This window comes from Stenotrophomonas sp. 22692, assembly GCF_052045015.1.
GTDB classification, from domain to species: Bacteria; Pseudomonadota; Gammaproteobacteria; order Xanthomonadales; family Xanthomonadaceae; genus Stenotrophomonas; species Stenotrophomonas geniculata.
Genome location: NZ_JBQEMR010000016.1, coordinates 48,666 through 65,293, shown reverse-complemented (window position 1 = coordinate 65,293; position 16,628 = coordinate 48,666). Strand labels below are relative to the sequence as shown.

General features: G+C 67.5%; 14 protein-coding genes. 12 read left to right on the top strand and 2 right to left on the bottom strand.

Translation table 11 applies throughout. From position 1 onward, the window contains the following. Positions 1 to 148: 148 nt before the first annotated feature. From glnA to ACTJJM_RS13235, 4 genes are all read left to right on the top strand, one after another. A complete protein-coding gene (gene glnA / locus ACTJJM_RS13250) occupies positions 149 to 1,558 on the top strand; it encodes a type I glutamate--ammonia ligase (RefSeq protein WP_010487206.1) in 1,410 nt (469 codons plus the stop codon). A 345-nt stretch (positions 1,559 to 1,903) separates the two neighbouring features. Continuing rightward, the gene (locus tag ACTJJM_RS13245) at positions 1,904 to 2,242 is read left to right on the top strand and encodes a P-II family nitrogen regulator (protein WP_004134334.1); all 339 of its coding nucleotides are present in this window, start codon (positions 1,904 to 1,906) and stop codon (positions 2,240 to 2,242) included. Positions 2,243 to 2,264: 22 nt separating this feature from the next. Then, positions 2,265 to 3,692, top strand: coding sequence for an ammonium transporter (amt, locus tag ACTJJM_RS13240; RefSeq protein ID WP_043400789.1), 1,428 nt, complete (start codon positions 2,265 to 2,267; stop codon positions 3,690 to 3,692). Positions 3,693 to 3,937: 245 nt separating this feature from the next. Further along, on the top strand, positions 3,938 to 4,684 hold the full coding sequence (locus ACTJJM_RS13235; RefSeq protein ID WP_043400769.1) for an N-acetylmuramoyl-L-alanine amidase: 747 nt from the start codon (positions 3,938 to 3,940) through the stop codon (positions 4,682 to 4,684). Positions 4,685 to 4,714: 30 nt separating this feature from the next. Here ACTJJM_RS13235 and ACTJJM_RS13230 read toward each other — a convergent pair whose 3' ends face one another. Together ACTJJM_RS13230 and ACTJJM_RS13225 are read right to left on the bottom strand one after the other, a co-directional pair. Then, positions 4,715 to 5,416 carry a LytR/AlgR family response regulator transcription factor gene (locus ACTJJM_RS13230; protein ID WP_043400767.1) on the bottom strand — a complete coding sequence of 234 codons (702 nt, stop codon included), beginning with the start codon at positions 5,414 to 5,416 and terminating at the stop codon, positions 4,715 to 4,717. Beyond that, complete coding sequence (locus ACTJJM_RS13225) at positions 5,404 to 7,002, bottom strand: histidine kinase (protein WP_440865741.1); 1,599 nt, start codon at positions 7,000 to 7,002, stop codon at positions 5,404 to 5,406. Before ACTJJM_RS13225 ends, ACTJJM_RS13230 begins: the two co-directional genes overlap by 13 nt. Positions 7,003 to 7,240: 238 nt before the next feature. Between ACTJJM_RS13225 and ACTJJM_RS13220 the strand changes: the two genes are divergently transcribed. The 8 genes from ACTJJM_RS13220 (at position 7,241) to ACTJJM_RS13185 (ending at position 16,511) form a co-directional block, all read left to right on the top strand. After that, positions 7,241 to 8,749: an alpha/beta hydrolase gene (locus ACTJJM_RS13220; RefSeq protein ID WP_029550661.1), complete on the top strand. Its 1,509-nt coding sequence runs from the start codon at positions 7,241 to 7,243 to the stop codon at positions 8,747 to 8,749. A 66-nt stretch (positions 8,750 to 8,815) separates the two neighbouring features. Then, positions 8,816 to 9,991 carry a murein transglycosylase A gene (gene mltA, locus ACTJJM_RS13215; RefSeq protein WP_019336493.1) on the top strand — a complete coding sequence of 392 codons (1,176 nt, stop codon included), beginning with the start codon at positions 8,816 to 8,818 and terminating at the stop codon, positions 9,989 to 9,991. A gap of 84 nt (positions 9,992 to 10,075) precedes the next feature. Next, entirely contained in the window at positions 10,076 to 10,390 is a 315-nt protein-coding gene (locus ACTJJM_RS13210) for a hypothetical protein (protein WP_008268793.1), read from the top strand. A gap of 137 nt (positions 10,391 to 10,527) precedes the next feature. Further along, positions 10,528 to 12,573, top strand: a complete 2,046-nt coding sequence (locus ACTJJM_RS13205; RefSeq protein WP_440865738.1) for a TonB-dependent receptor — start codon at positions 10,528 to 10,530, stop codon at positions 12,571 to 12,573. A 114-nt stretch (positions 12,574 to 12,687) separates the two neighbouring features. Beyond that, positions 12,688 to 13,749, top strand: coding sequence for a two-component system sensor histidine kinase NtrB (locus ACTJJM_RS13200; RefSeq protein WP_440865736.1), 1,062 nt, complete (start codon positions 12,688 to 12,690; stop codon positions 13,747 to 13,749). Then, positions 13,742 to 15,190, top strand: coding sequence for a nitrogen regulation protein NR(I) (ntrC, locus tag ACTJJM_RS13195; protein ID WP_043400755.1), 1,449 nt, complete (start codon positions 13,742 to 13,744; stop codon positions 15,188 to 15,190). Before ACTJJM_RS13200 ends, ntrC begins: the two co-directional genes overlap by 8 nt. Before the next feature lie 93 nt (positions 15,191 to 15,283). After that, positions 15,284 to 15,853 carry a superoxide dismutase family protein gene (locus ACTJJM_RS13190; protein ID WP_010487189.1) on the top strand — a complete coding sequence of 190 codons (570 nt, stop codon included), beginning with the start codon at positions 15,284 to 15,286 and terminating at the stop codon, positions 15,851 to 15,853. Between the two features lie 31 nt (positions 15,854 to 15,884). After that, entirely contained in the window at positions 15,885 to 16,511 is a 627-nt protein-coding gene (locus tag ACTJJM_RS13185) for a superoxide dismutase family protein (RefSeq protein ID WP_010487187.1), read from the top strand. Positions 16,512 to 16,628 lie beyond the last annotated feature (117 nt).

The following is a 16,628-nucleotide window of genomic DNA, read 5'->3' as shown; positions in this document are numbered from 1 at the left end:
TCTGGTGCTGGATGCACCCAATTGGTGCGCACCGATTTGCACCGATCCAGGGCACCCTTTTTGAAATCAATGACTTGCAGCCTGCGAAAAGTTGGCACGGTCGTTGCTGTACCTCAGCAGGCATTCATCCCCATCCGAGGTCGTACCGATGTCCGTGGAAAACGTTGAGAAGCTGATCAAGGACAACCAGATCGAGTTCGTCGATCTGCGCTTTGTCGACATGCGTGGTGTCGAGCAGCACGTGACCTTCCCGGTCAGTATCATCGAGCCGTCGCTGTTCGAAGAAGGCAAGATGTTCGACGGCAGCTCGATCGCCGGCTGGAAGGGCATCAACGAGTCGGACATGGTGCTGCTGCCGGATACTGCCAGCGCCTACGTCGACCCGTTCTACGCCGATCCGACCATCGTGATCAGCTGCGACATCCTGGACCCGGCCACCATGCAGCCGTATGGTCGTTGCCCGCGCGGCATCGCCAAGCGCGCCGAGGCTTACCTGAAGTCCTCCGGCATCGCCGAAACCGCGTTCTTCGGCCCGGAGCCGGAATTCTTCATCTTCGACTCGGTCCGTTTCGCCAATGAAATGGGCAATACCTTCTTCAAGGTCGATTCCGAAGAAGCCGCCTGGAACAGCGGTGCCAAGTACGACGGCGCCAACAGCGGCTACCGTCCGGGCGTGAAGGGTGGCTACTTCCCCGTGCCGCCGACCGACACCCTGCACGACCTGCGCGCCGAGATGTGCAAGACCCTGGAACAGGTCGGCATCGAAGTGGAAGTGCAGCACCACGAAGTGGCCACCGCAGGCCAGTGCGAGATCGGCACCAAGTTCAGCACCCTGGTGCAGAAGGCCGACGAACTGCTGCGCATGAAGTACGTCATCAAGAACGTCGCGCACCGCAATGGCAAGACCGTCACCTTCATGCCCAAGCCGATCGTCGGCGACAACGGCAGCGGCATGCACGTGCACCAGTCGCTGTCCAAGGGCGGCACCAACCTGTTCTCCGGTGACGGCTACGGTGGCCTGAGCCAGCTGGCGCTGTGGTACATCGGCGGCATCTTCAAGCACGCCAAGGCCATCAATGCCTTCGCCAACTCGGGCACCAACAGCTACAAGCGCCTGGTGCCGGGCTTCGAAGCGCCGGTGATGCTGGCCTACTCGGCCCGCAACCGTTCGGCCTCGTGCCGCATTCCGTGGGTCTCCAACCCGAAGGCGCGCCGCATCGAAATGCGCTTCCCGGATCCGATCCAGTCCGGCTACCTGACCTTCACCGCGCTGATGATGGCCGGCCTGGACGGCATCAAGAACCAGATCGACCCGGGCGCACCGAGCGACAAGGACCTGTACGACCTGCCGCCGGAAGAAGAGAAGCTGATCCCGCAGGTCTGCTCCTCGCTGGACCAGGCGCTGGAAGCGCTGGACAAGGACCGCGAGTTCCTGAAGGCCGGTGGCGTGATGAGCGATGACTTCATCGACGGCTACATCGCGCTGAAGATGCAGGAAGTGACCAAGTTCCGCGCGGCCACCCACCCGCTGGAATACCAGCTGTACTACGCCAGCTGACCGGATGCGATGGCGGTGGGCTTCCCCTCCCACCCGCCGCCATCGCTTCCGTTCTCGCGGCTGGGGAGCCGCAAGGCGGGCGCAGGCCCGCCGTTGTAGAGCGGACTGTCGGTCCGCTGCATTGGAACGCGGGCCTTTGGCCCGCTTATCCAGGGGCAAGAGAAAGACCGGATACGCGACCAGGGCCGCCCTCCCTCCCGCGTCGGTCGTGCAAGGAGAGAGGCACGGCCGTCCCGGCCCTGTATGTGTCCGGTGCAACAGCCACGGCCATCATCTGATGGCCGCGGGTTGCCTGATGCCAACGCGCGTCTGCGCGCTGGCCCCATCCACCATCGGGACATGCGCATGAAACTGATCTCCGCCATCATCCGGCCGTTCAAGCTCGACGAGGTCCGCGAGGCCCTGTCCGACGCAGGCGTGTCGGGCATCACCGTGACCGAAGTGAAAGGCTTCGGTCGCCAGAAGGGCCACACCGAGCTGTATCGCGGCGCCGAGTACGTCGTCGATTTCCTGCCCAAGATCAAGATCGAAACCGTGGTCACCGACGAGCGTGCCGACGCGGTGATCGAAGCGATCCAGTCGTCGGCAGGCACCGGCAAGATCGGTGACGGCAAGATCTTCGTCACCGCCGTCGAACAGGTCATCCGCATCCGCACCGGCGAAATCGGTGCCGACGCGCTGTAACCCCCCTTCCGGAGACTCCCCCATGAAGATGCGCCTTCTCACCGGGTGGCAAGCCCGGTTCCATGTCGTGTGGCTGTTGATGCTGCTCAGCGCGTTCGCCGCCGGTGCGTGGCCGGGCAGCGCCCATGCCCAGGCACAGGTGTCGCCGCTGCCGAGCGAAACCGTAGCGGTTGAACCGTTGCAGGCCCCGGTGGCCGCAGCACCTGCCGCTGCCGAAGCAACGGCCCCGGCGTTCGACCACGGTGACGTGGCCTGGATGCTCACTTCCACCCTGCTGGTGCTGCTGATGGTGGTGCCGGGCCTTGCCCTGTTCTACGGCGGCCTGGTGCGTTCGAAGAACGTGCTGTCGGTACTCAGCCAGATCCTGGTGGTGTTCTCGCTGGTGCTGCTGCTGTGGGTGGCGTACGGCTACAGTGCGGTATTCAGCGCCGGCAACCCATTCTTCGGCTCGTTCACCGAATTCGCCTTCCTCAAGGGCTTCACTCCGGAGTCGGTCGGCAACACGCCGATCAAGGGCCTGCCGGATTACCTGTTCGTCGCCTTCCAGTCGACCTTCGCGGGCATCACCACTGCGCTGATCGTCGGTGCCTTCGCCGAACGCATCAAGTTCCGTGCGGTGCTGCTGTTCTCGGCGCTGTGGTTCACCCTCAGCTACATCCCGATGGCGCACATCGTCTGGGGGGGCGGCTACCTGGGTGAGATGGGCGCGATCGATTTCGCCGGTGGCACCGTGGTCCACATCAACGCAGGCGTTGCCGGCCTGGTGGCCGCATGGTTCGTCGGCAAGCGCCTGGGCTATGGCCAGACCGCGCTGAAGCCGCACAACGTGCCGTTCACCTATATCGGCGCGATGCTGCTGTGGGTGGGTTGGTTCGGCTTCAACGCCGGCTCCGCCGCCGCAGCCGATACCGTAGCTTCACTGGCCTTCCTCAACACCGTGCTGGCCACGGCTGCGGCTGTACTCGGCTGGACGCTGGTGGAAGCGATCAGCAAGGGCAAGCCGTCGGCACTGGGCGCCGCCTCGGGCGCGGTGGCCGGCCTGGTCGGCATCACCCCGGCCTGCGGCACCGTCGGTCCGCTCGGCGCGATCGTCATCGGCTTCGTCGCCGGCGTGGTCTGCGTGTGGGGCGTGACCGGCCTCAAGCGCCTGCTGAAGGTGGACGACACCGCCGACGTGTTCGGTGTGCATGGCGTCGGCGGCATCGTCGGCGCGATCCTTACCGGCGTGTTCAGTGCACAGTCGCTGGGTGGCACCAAGGCCGATCTGGATATCGCGCACCAGGTCTGGGTGCAGGTGGTCAGTGTCGGTCTCACCGTGGTGTGGTCGGCCGTGGTGACCGCGGTCATCCTGCTGGTGGTCAAGGTCGTGGTCGGCCTGCGCGTGACCGAAGAGGCAGAGCGCACCGGCCTGGATGTGACCTCGCACGGCGAATCGGCCTACGAGGCCTGAAGTAGCGGTGCATGGACGAGGTGGGTGCCGACCGTTGGTCGGCACTTCCACTGTCCTCGTTCTGGTAGGTGCCAAGCTTGCTTGGCACGGGGTCTGGGTCTGCTCTGGTGGGTGCCGACCGTTGGTCGGCACAGCCGGTAGCCCATCCACACATGGCGTGGATCTACCGCATCCTCTCTGGTGGGTCCCAAGCTTGCTCGGCACGGCGGCATGCATCATCGCGCCCGATCGCGCACAATCAGGCCATGCACCCGATCCGCACGTCCCTGATGCTCTCGGCCTGCCTGCTGCTGGCCGCCTGCGCCTCCACGCCGCAGGAAACCCGCAACCCGCTCGCCACCTGGGTGCCATCGCCCAACCAGAACGCGCGCACGCCGGTCATCATCGTCATCCACCACACCGAGCAGAAATCGGTGCAGCAGAGCCTGCACACGCTGCGCACGGCCAACAGTGGTGGACCGGTCAGCGCGCACTACCTGATCGGCGCCGATGGCCATCGCTACCAGCTGGTGGCCGATGTGCGCCGCGCCTGGCATGCGGGGGCCGGACGCTGGGGCACCATCACCGATCTCAATTCGGCCTCGATCGGCATCGAACTCGACAACGATGGCCGCAGCCCGTTCAGTGCGGCGCAGATCGAATCGCTGATCGTGCTGCTTCGCGATCTCACCACCCGGTTGAACATCCCGCCGCGCCAGGTGATCGCCCACGCCGACCTGGCACCGACGCGCAAGCAGGATCCGAGCCGCTTCTTCCCCTGGCAGCAGCTGGCCGAGGCCGGGTTCGGGGTCTGGCCGCGCGCTGCGGATGGTGCTGCGCCGGAAGGCTTCGATGCGTGGAATGCACTGGCCCGCTTCGGCTATCCGCTGGACAACCGCGAAGCCACCGTCGCCGCCTTCCACCGCCGTTTCCGTGGCCGCGACGACTTGCCGAAGACGCTGGATGCCGAGGACGCCCGCATCCTGCATTCACTGCTGCTGCAGACCCCATGAGCCAGTAGTGCCAGCCCATGGCTGGCAGCCTCACTCCATCCCCAGCTCGCTGCGCAGTGCCGCCACATGCGCGCGCCCAACAGGCAACTCGCTGCCGTCGCTCAGCACCAGCCAGTAGCGGCTGCCCGAGGCCGCATGCAGGGTACGCACCTGGCGCAGGTTGACCAGGTAGGAACGATGGCAGCGGACGAAATCCGCAGGCAGCACGCTGGCCAGCGCGGCCAGGGATTTGTCATGCAGTTCACTGCCACCGTCGCGCAGGCGCACCTGGCTGTAGTCGCCGTCGGCGCGTATCCACAGCACATCCGCCAGTTCGACGGTCGCTGTACCCTGCGCACGCCAGATGCCCAGATACCGCGCGCGACCGGCGCGGACGCCACCGGTATCGAGCAGGCGTTCCAGCGCCTGGGCAAGGCGCTCGCGTGAGAAGGGCTTGGGTACGAAGTCGAGTACGCCGTGTTCGAACGCCTGCAATGCGCGCTCGCGGTGTGCCGACACCACCACGCACTGGTAGCGCCCGGCCACGGCGCGGCGCAGCAGCTCGAAGCCATCGTCGCCGCCAAGGTTGAGGTCCAGCAGCAGGCCGTCGTAGACGCTGCGCTGCAAGCGGTCGCCGGCCGCTTCCAGATCGGCCACCGCATCGAAACGCGCCCGTGCACCGGCCACCTCGCCGCACAGGCGCAGGAGGCGCTGTCGCACCAGCGGCTCGTCCTCGACGATCAGGATGCGCATGTCAGCTCGATCCGGCCACACCAGTGGTCACCGTCGATGCCCTGCACGAAGCTCCAGCCGGCGGGGCTGGCTGCCGCCAGACTGGCCTCGATGTAGCGCGTGCCGGTGCCACGTCCGCGATGCGGGGCCGAGCCTCGCGCACTGTGCAGTTCCAGTATCCAGCGCGCGTTGTCGCGCTGCACGCGCAGGCGGAAAGGGTGCAGTGCACAGGCGACAGCACCGGCATGGGTCAGTGCATTTTCCACCTGCGCATGCAGGATGCCGGGCGGCAACGAAATCGCCGCATCCTCGCCCTCGACGTCCAGCATCATGCGCCGGTCCAGAGCAAGACCGACGATATCCAGATGGCTGCGGCACAACGCCAACTCGTCCTGCAGGGGTACGCTCTGGCGGCTGCTGCTGTCGCGCAGGCGATCGAACTGATCAGCCAATAACTCCACCAGGAGGCTGGCGCGCATCGGTGACTGTTCGATCAGCTCCTGCAGGCAGGTCAGCGTGTTCATCAGCCAATGCGGCTGGATACCCCGTTGCAACAACTGCAACGACAGCTGCGCGCGTTCTTCGCGCAGCCGGGCGTTGTGCCGGTCTAGCGCCTGCAACTGGGCAGCGTGGCGCAGTAGCAGGAACACCATCAGCACCGCCAGCAGCAGGAAGTAAGGGCCATCAAGGAAGGCGCCGCGTGCGACCAGCAGCGCGAGCAAGCCGGCAGACAGCAGCGCCAGGATCGGCCATCGGTCTTCCTGCCCCGCAGGCGTGCGCAGCAGCACCCACACCGAGGCGAGCAGGCTCAACAGCAGCACCGCCGCTGAGCGGGTGTCGAAGCCGGGCAATGCGATGGCCGCGGCCATGATCAGCGCCAGATAGATGAAACCACTTGCCTTGGGCACGACCACCTCGAAGCGACGCGCAAGATAGGCTGGCAGCAGCACGGCCGCGATGACATGCAGTGCAAGCAGCGCGACCAGGCGAACGCCGTGCCACGGGTAGGTGTAGCCCAGCAGTGATCGCCACGCCTCGACCGCGGGCAGTGCAAGTCCCACCACCCCCAGCGCCAGCAGCAGCCGCGCGCCGGGTTTGTGCGCCTGTCCCCGCAGCACGGCCAGGAAGTACAGGCACGCTGCCGCCAGCGCACCGGTGGCGAACGCGGCGATCAGCCACGGCAGGATCACCTGGCCGTACAGCACGGCGGCAGGCGCGATCAGTACCATCGCATCGGCACCATGCAGAGCAAAGCGTTGCTGTTGGCTGGACGCAAGCGCCACCAGCTCATCGCTGGCGTTGGCCGAAGGAGGCGGCAGCACGCGGACGATGTCGATGCGTCCCGGCCGCTCTTCTTCGGCGGTACGGCCGACCACGCCATTGCTGATCCACGGTGTGCCATTCCAGTACAGCTGGCTGGCCGCGCGCAGCGACAGTCGCAGGGCGCGGCCGTGATCACCGGCGACAGCCGGCGCAGGCACATGCCAGCGCAGCCAGTACGGGCCGCGCCAGCGCGCCAGCGCGCGTTGGTCCAGTGGCTGCCAAGCCAGGTCCTGCGCCGGTCGCGTCGGCAGGGGGCCGGATGCTCCGAGGTTCGCAGGTGCCATCTCCGCCCCGCGCAGCTGCACCATTCCGGGCGGGGGCGTCGTCGCGATCAGCCACGCGGCGACGGCCGCAAGCAATACAACGAGGACAGCCAGGGTTCGTAGGATCTGCATGGCGGCCATCGTATCGGCTGCGCGGAGACATTGGGCTGCCGTCTGGAGACGTTCGGCAGATGGACGCGCCCGCAGCGCGGCGAGGGAGCAGATGCTGGCGGTGCACATCCTTCCATCGGAGCCCAACATGACCCGCAGCGCCTCTACCTCCGCCGGCCGTTTCCAGGTTCGTCGCCCTGTCGTGGCTGCCACCCTCGCCGTGCTCTGCCTGGCCCTGGCCGCGGCCCTTCCCGCGCAGGCCAGTCCGGCGGCGCTGACATTCGAGCCCTACACACTGCAGACCAAGGGCCATGGCGATATTCCCGCCGAGATCGCCACGCTGGAGGTGCCGCGTCGGCACAGCGAGCCGGACGGTCCGCGCCTGCACCTGAAGGTGGTGCGCCTGCGCGCGACGGCCGGCAATGGCCGCGCGGCACCGGTGGTCTACCTGGCGGGTGGTCCGGGTGGTTCCGGTATCGACACTGCACGGGGTCCGCGCTGGCCTGTGTTCGACCAGGTGCGGCGCGAATCCGACGTGCTGCTGCTCGACCAGCGCGGCGCCGGCCAGTCCGAGCCGCCGCCGGAATGTCCGCATGAAACACGTTTCGACGACGCCCAACCCCTGCAGCGCGATACGGCCCTGGCCGCAGTGCAGGCCACGGCGGCGAAGTGTGTAGCGTTCTGGCGTCAGGCCGGCGTCGATCTCGGCGCTTACACCACGGCCGAGAGTGCCGGTGACCTCGACGACCTGCGGCGCGCGCTGGACGTGCCGAAGATCAGCCTGTGGGGCATGAGCTACGGCACCCATCTGGCCTTGGCCACGGTACGCCTGCATGGTGCCGGTCTGGAGCGCGTGGTGCTGATGGGGTCCGAAGGGCCCGACGATACGCTGAAGCTGCCGCTGAGCAGCGACGCGCTGCTGCAGGAGCTGACAGTGCTTGCGCGCAAAGACGGCTTCGACGATCTCGCCGGATCGGTCACCCGCGTGCTGCAAGCGCTGCGTGAGCAGCCGCGGCAGGGCCGCAGCCACATGCATGCGGGCAAGCAGGTCACCATCGGCCTGTACGACGCGCAGATCGTCATCGCCAACATGCTGGGGCAGCGCATCACCCAGCAATGGCTGCCGTTGGTGCTGCGCGAGGCCGAGCGCGGCAACTACGATCCGCTGGCAGACCTGGTGCTGATCGGGCGCGCCCAGTTCGCACAGTTCCCGGCCATGGGCCTGGCGATGGACGTTGCTTCCGGGCAGAGCCCGCAGCGCCGGGCGCTGGCCGAAGCACAGGCACGCCAGAGCCTGTTCGGCGACGGGCTGAACTTCCCCTTCCCGGCCATCGGCGAAGGCCTCGGCCTGGCCGATCTGGGTGAGGGCTTCCGCCGGCCGCTACACAGTGAGGTGCCGGTGCTGTTCATCAGCGGCACGCTGGATGGACGCACGCCCCCGGCCAATGCCGCTGCACTGCTGCCGGGGTTCAGCAACGGCCACGCGCTGCTGGTGCGCAATGCAAGCCACCACAACGAGCTGTGGACCGGCAACCCCGCCATCGCCCGCAACATCGTCGACTTCCTCGCTGGCCGCGCCGTGAGCGACACCGTGCTGGACGTGCCGCCGCCGGTGTTCGCCACCCACAGCAGTGAGTCGCTGGGCGGCAAGCGATAAGGCCGTCGTGTGGCGCAGGATGCGATCCCGGTCCTGCGCCACGCCCGATTGCACTACATTGGGGCAATGACTGACCTCATCGCCCCCTTCAACCGCACGTGCTGGAGTCTTCTTGCGCTTGCCGTGCTTGCTGGTTGTTCCACCACCGCCCCCCGCACCGGATCCGAAGTGCCGACGGCCGTCACACCGCCGGCGGCCACCTACGCCAAGGTCGCATGGAGCGCACTGCCGCCGGTCTCCGACAGCGATCTGCAGGCCGGCTTCGTTGCCTGGCGCAGCAGCTGCACCCGCCTGAAGAACGATGCAGTCTGGGCCAGACCCTGCGCCACCGCCGCGACGGTGGCGGACAAGGACCCGGCCGCGATCCGCCAGTTCCTGCAGCGCGATTTGGATGTCTATGCACTGCGTGCCGGCGGCCACCAGGCCGACGGGCTCATTACCGGCTACTACGAACCGATCTATCCCGGCAGCCTCACCCGCACGGCCACTGCCACGGTGCCGGTGTACGGCACGCCGGATGATCTGGTGGTGGTGCAGCTGGAGAGCCTCTACCCGGAACTGAAGGGCAAGCGTTTGCGCGGGCGCGTCGAAGGCAAGGTGCTCAAGCCCTATGACGACGCCGGTACCATCGCGGCCAAGGGCGCCAAGGCGCCGGTGCTGGCCTGGCTGACTGATCCGATGGACCTGCAGCTGCTGCAGATCCAGGGATCCGGCCGGGTGCGACTGGGCGATGGCACGCAGGTGCGGCTGGCCTATGCAGAACAGAATGGCCACCCGTACCGCGCCATCGGTCGCTGGCTGGTGGACCAGGGCCAGCTGAAGAAGGAAGACGTCACCATGGACGCCATCCGCACCTGGGCCCGAGCCAATCCCGCACGCGTGCCGGAACTGCTGCGCAGCAATCCCAGCTACGTGTTTTTCGTGCGCAACCCGGACAGCCCGGAAGGTCCACGCGGTTCACTGAACGTGCCGCTCACCGCCGGTTACAGCGTGGCAGTGGACCGCACCGTGGTGCCGCTGGGCAGCCTGCTGTGGCTGTCCACCACGCGCCCGGACGGCAGCCCGGTGGTGCGCCCGGTGGCCGCGCAGGACACCGGCGGTGCCATCGCCGGTGAAGTGCGCGCCGACCTGTACTGGGGCAGCGGCGATGCCGCCGGCAAGCTGGCCGGTGACATGAAGCAGAAGGGCAACATCTGGATGCTGTGGCCGAAGGGCGTGGCGTTGCCGGCGCCGGCCCAATGAAGCGCTCACCTGCGTGCTGCAAGGTCGGGCGATAATGGCGCCATTCCGAACTTTCCGGCCGCGTCTGCGGCCAGGACCTCCGCAATGACCTACGCAAAGCACAACGCAAGATCCGGCGCGAAATCCGCCGCAAAGAAGTACTACAAGCACTGGGCCGAATCGGGCCTGGGCAAGGGCAACGTGCTGATGGAAGCACGCGGCGAGAAGATCGTGCGCCAGGTGGAAATCTACGGCACCAAGATGGTCTGGGCCGACGAGCATGCCCACAGCGACGACCGCTTCCTGCTGGCCGACCAGCCGGTGTCGTTCCTGGATTTCGACGAGGACGACGAAATCTCCGCGCGCGAATTCGAAAGCGCCTGGAAGAAGGCCAGGGAAGCCACCGGCTACCCGGTGTAAGCACCGCTCCACCCCGCTGTGTAGAGTCGAGCCATGCTCGACTGCTGTTTGCCAGTAGCCGCCGAGCATGGCTGGACTCTACATGGCAGGCGTGTGAAATGTTATATGATTACATTTCATCCGCGCCCTTCCCCCCCATGAAGACCTCCACGCTGGTGGCCGCCCTCGCGGCCGCTCCGTTCGCCCCTGAAGCTTTCGCACAGTCCGCCGATGCCGCGCTCACCCTCGGCAAGGTGCAGGTGCACCAGCATGGCGAAGGCCAGCTCAGCGCACACCAGGTGCTGACCTCGGTGGACGTGCTGGGCGCGGACCAGATCGAAGACCGCAACGTCTCGCACAGCTGGGAACTGCTGGGGCAGATGCCCGGCATCCAGCTCACCGAAACCCGGCAGGGGGCCGAATCGGGCAAGGTCAGCTTCCGCGCCTTCAACGGCGAGGGCTACCTCAACGCCATCAAGACCCTCATCGACGGCATCCCCAGCAACGTCAACAGCGGCAACCAGCGCTTCATCGACATGCTGTTCCCGCTGGAGATCAGCTACATCGAAGTGGTGCGCGGAACCAACGACCCGCGCTACGGCCTGCACAACATCGGCGGCAACGTGAACTTCGGTACGCGCCAGGGCGGCGACTACACCGATGCGCGGCTGGCCTACGGCAGCTACAACACCCGCGATGCGCAGCTGGCGATCGGCCGCGAAAGCAATGGCTTCGCGCAGAACTACTTCGTCGGCACCCAGGCCAGCGATGGGTACCGCGACCACGACACCTCGAAGAAGTATTCGCTGGGTGGCAAATGGTTCTACGGGTCGCTGGACAACGGCCTGCGCGTGGGCCTGATCGCGCGCGCCTACCACCACGAAGCGGACGAACCCGGCTTCATGACGGCCGACGAACTGCGCACGCATCGTCGTGGCAGCGACCTGCGCAACGGCAACGATGGCGATGACCGCGACATGCGGCAGATCGCTGCGCACGTGGACCTGAAGCTGTCCGACGCGCTCGCCTTCGGCACGCGGCTGTACTACAACCGCTACGAAGACGACCGCCGCGTGACCTTCAGCGACCTGCCCACCGGCAACCTGCCGCGTCAGCGCCGCGTGTGGGATGAGCGCCAGACCGGCCTGCTCAGCACGCTCACCTGGCAGGCCAGCCCCGCGCTTACCGTCGAAGGCGGCCTGAACTACGAGCAGCAGGACAACGGCTACGTCCGCGAGCGCTACGCCTACGCCGAACCCACCGATTTCAGCCAGGCACCGGCGCGCGTGCAGAACAACGACCGCCACAGCTTCGACAACTGGGGTGCCTACGTGCAGGCCATCTACCAGCCCGGCGAGGCGTGGAAGATCGTGCCGGCCTACCGTATCGACCGCTTCAGTGGTAGCACGCACCTGATGAGCGGGATCAGCGGCCGCCTGCAGGACTACGGCACGATCGGCCAGCCCAAGCTGAGCGTCATCCACAGCCTGGGCCAGACCACCCACGTCTACGCGAACTGGGGCCGCACCTTCCAGGTACTGACCGGCTCCACCGCACCGGCCTACCTCACCCCGGGGCAGGCGCCGATGCAGCCGTCCACCAACACCGGCACGGAGCTGGGCCTGAAATTCCAGCCGTTTGCCGGCAGCCAGGCACGCCTGGCGGTGTGGCAGCAGGATGCGGAGAACGAGGTATCCAACATGCCGGCTACCGGTACGACGGTCACCTTGGGCAAGACCCGCCGACGCGGCGTGGATGCGCAGCTGAGCCTGCAGATGGGCGACGACTGGACGGTCTGGGCCTCGCACGCCTACCAGGAAGCGAAGATCACCCGCGACGACCGCGATGCCAGCGTTTCCCTGCAGGGCCGCGAAGTGGCCGCCACCCCGCGCCACATCAGCAATCTGGGCGTGGACTACCGCGCCACTGATGCGCTGCGGCTGGGCCTGCAGGCGCGTGCACAGGGCGATTACTACCTGGAAGAGCGCAACGCGGCCGGCAAGTTCGGAGGCTTCGCCGTGCTCGACCTCAGCGCCGCGTACCAGATCAACCCGCGCTGGAGCGTGGACCTGCAGCTGAAGAACGTCACCGGCCGCGAGTACGCCTACGCCTGGTACGACAGCTTCTTCTGGGACAGCGCCCGCCCGATGTTCTCGCCTGCCCCGGGCCGCAGCGTGTTCGTTGGCCTGAACATGAAGCTGTAATCGGCCACGCACCCGGTAGTGGTCGAGCCTGCTCGACCTGCGGCAGGGGTCAGAGCCCTTTCCTGACGGAAAGGGCTCTGACCCCGAACCCACGTTTTGCACTACATTGGTGCAATGTCCGACCCCGCACCCTCGCCGTCCCTTGATGCCCTCGGCACGCCGCTGGCCTGGGCCGGGGCCGATGGCTGCATTGCCGGCTGCAATCCGGCTTTCGCCCGCTGGCTGGGCGTCAGCGTCCGGCGCCTGTTGGGTCGGCCGCTGGCCGCACTGGAAGTCCAGGGCGAGGCACTGGCCCATTTCCTGGCCCGCGATGAACGCGACAGCCTGCGCCTGAACCGGCTGGCGCTGGCGGTGCCCGGCGAGGCCCCGCGCTTCGCTGAGGGCTGGATGAGCCGCCGCGACGATGGCGGCTGGCTGCTGGAAGCGCATCCGGTCGATGAATTTCCCGGGCTGGACCCGACCCAGGCCCTGCCCAGCGCGCTCAGTGCAGCGCTGAAGGGGCTGGCCCACGAGCTGCGCAACCCGCTGGCCGGGCTGAAGGGCGCGGCCCAGCTGCTGGCCCGCCGCGCGGCCCAGCGCGATGCCAGCGAACGCGAGCTGATCGAACTGATCGGCTCGGAGATCGAGCGCCTCAACGGCCTGCTCGACCAGCTGCTGTCGCCGGCCCCGGCCGCGCCGCATGCCGAACTGAACATCCATGCCGCGCTTGAGCGCGTGCTGCGACTGGCCGAGAACGAGGCCGGCTGGGCGGTACGCCTGCAGCGCGACTACGACCCCAGCATTCCCGAATTCCATGGCGACGCCGACCGCCTCACCCAGGCGGTGTGGAACCTGGTGCGCAACGCGATCCAGGCCGGTGCCGGCAACATCACCCTGCGTACCCGCGTGGAGCATGGCGTGCGCATCGCCGAGCAGCTGCACACGCTGGCGTTGCGCCTGGAAATTGCCGACGACGGCCGTGGTGTACCCGAGGAACTGGCCGAGCACCTGTTCCTGCCGCTGGTCAGTGGCCGTGCCGAAGGCACTGGCCTGGGCCTGGCGCTGGCCCAGCAGGTGGCGCGCGAGCACCGCGGCACGCTGACCTACCGCTCGCGCCCGGGCCATACCGTGTTCACCCTGCTGCTGCCGATCGTCAGTGGCACCGCCCCGGCCGAGGAGGCCCCGCGCGATGTCTGAGTCTTCTTCGTCCCCGCAGCGCATCTGGGTGGTCGATGACGATCGTGCCGTGCGCTTCGTGCTGTGCACCGCGCTGCGCGAGGCGGGCTACCAGGTCGTCGATTTCGACAGCGCTGCGCCCGCGTTGCAGGCGTTGAACGAGGGCCCACCGCCGGCGCTGCTGTTCACCGACGTGCGCATGCCCGGCGACGACGGCCTGGTGCTGCTGGACAAGCTGAAAGCCGCATTGCCGCAGCTGCCGGTGGTGGTGATGTCGGCCTATACCGATGTGGCCAGCACGGCCGGTGCGTTCCGTGGTGGCGCGCATGAATTCCTGTCCAAACCGTTCGACCTGGACGACGCGGTGGCGCTGGCGCAGCGTGTGCTGCCGGCAATTGCGCCGGCACTGGCGGCGCCCACACCTGCGGCGGAAGCGCATAGCGACCAACCGCCGCAACTGGTGGGCGATACCCCGCCAATGCGCGCGCTGTTCCGTGCCATCGGCCGCCTGGCGCAGGCGCCGCTGGCGGTGCTGATCACCGGCGAGACCGGCACCGGCAAGGAGCTGGTGGCCAATGCGCTGCATCGCGAATCGCCGCGCGCGCAGGGGCCGTTCGTCGCGCTCAATACCGCTGCAATCCCGTCCGAGCTGCTGGAAAGCGAGTTGTTCGGCCACGAGGCTGGTGCCTTCACCGGCGCGCAGCGCCGCCATATCGGCCGCTTCGAACAGGCCGACGGCGGCACGCTGTTCCTCGATGAGATCGGCGACATGCCGCTGCCGCTGCAGACGCGCCTGCTGCGCGTGCTGGCGCAGGGCGAGTTCTTCCGCGTGGGTGGCCGCGAACTGATCCGCGTCGATGTGCGCGTGGTCGCCGCCACCCACCAGGATCTGGAAGGCCTGGTTGCACAGGGAAAGTTCCGCGCCGACCTGCTGCACCGCCTGGACGTGGTGCGCCTGCAGCTGCCGCCGCTGCGTGAGCGCCGCGAGGACATCGCGCAACTGGCCAGCACCTTCCTGGCCGCCGCCGCGCGCAAGCTGGATACGCCGCCGAAGCGCCTGACCGCTGCCGCACTGCAGGCGCTGCGCGAACACGACTGGCCGGGCAACGTGCGCGAACTGGAAAACGTGTGCTGGCGGATGGCGGCGTTGGCCGCCGCCGACACCATCGGCGTGGCCGACGTCGATACCGCGCTGAACCGCACGCGCGGCCGTCGCGGCAGCACCAGCGGTGCCGATCCCGGCCAGTGGGAAGCGCTGCTGGCCGAATGGGCACGCCGTCAGCTGGCCGAAGGCGTGGAAGGGTTGCACGCGCAGGTGCGTGAGCGGGTCGACCATGCCCTGCTGGAGGCCGCGCTCCAGATCACCCATGGCCGTCGTGCCGAAGCCGCTGCCCGCCTGGGCCTGGGCCGCAATACCCTTACCCGCAAGCTGGGCGCTGGCCGCCGCCGCGGGGGCCATTGAACGGTCCCTGCACGCGATCCTCGCGCCCGCTTGCCGAACCGTTGATCGTTCATGGACGATGCCGTCCGTAGTGTCACCTGCAAGGAGTCTTCGATGCGTCTGTCCTTTGCCATCCTGCCGTTGTCCGCCGCCGTGCTGCTGTCTGCCTGTGGCAGCGCGCCGAAGAAGGCCGAGCCCACCCCGCCACCACCGACCGTGGTCAGCGCCGCGAAACAGGCCGAGGCCAATCTCTCGCCGGCCTCGGCCAGTATCGTCAGTGGTCGCATCGCGCTGATGGTGGAGCCCGGTGGCCTCCACATCACCGGCCTGATCGGTGGCCTGCAGCCGATGCAGCAGGCCGGCTTCCACATCCATGAGCGTGGCGACTGCAGCGCGGTGGATGCCAGCAGTGCCGGCAATCACTTCAATCCCGGTGGCGCTGCGCATGGCCGCGCCGGCACCGGCAAGCACCACCTGGGCGACATGGACAATCTGCGTGCCGACGCCCAGGGCCGCGCCAACGTCGATATCCACCTCAAGGGCGTTACCCTTGGCGGAGGCGCCGCCACCGATATCGCCGGACGTGCACTGGTCGTGCATGCCAACGCCGACGACTATCGCAGCCAGCCCGCCGGCAATGCCGGCGTCCGCATCGCCTGTGGCGTGATCCGGGTTGTCCGCTGATCACTGCAGGCATCATCCAGGGAGAGATTCCATGCGTTTGATCCACACGTCGCTGTTCGCAGCCATTGCTGCACTGGGCCTGGCGGCCTGCAGCCAGCAGCCGGCCGCGCCGCAGGCTGAAACCCCGCCGGCCGCACCGGCCGACGGCGCCACCACCGAACCGGCCGCAACGCCGGCGCCGGCCGCTGCAGCGGCCACCGATGCCACCGCCACCGCCGAACTGGCACCGACCCAGGGTAACGAGACCAAGGGCAGCGTCACCTTCAAGGTGGTTGACGGCAAGGTCCACGTGACCGGCCAGATCAGCGGCCTGAAGCCGGGCAGCGAGCACGGCTTCCACATCCACGAGAAGGGCGACTGCAGCGCCCCGGACGGCATGAGCGCCGGTGGCCACTTCAACCCGGGCAAGCAGGATCACGGCAGCGTGTCCGCTGATCCGCACCACGGTGGCGACATGCCCAACATCAAGGCCGACGACAAGGGCGTGGCCACCATCGACGGCCCGGTGTCGAGCAACGTCAACATCGGCAAGGGTGATGACTTCGACATCATCGGCCGTGGCCTGATCGTCCACGCTGACGCGGACGACTACAAGACCCAGCCGACCGGCAACGCCGGCGCGCGCCTGGCATGTGCGGTGATCCAGAAGGCCCCGTAATTGCGATCCTGCTGGGAACGGAAAACGCCGGCGCAAGCCGGCGTTTTTCTTTGCATCGCTTTCTGTAGAGCCGAGCCCATGCTCGGCTGTGCTTCCGGCGGCCTGAGCCGAGCATGG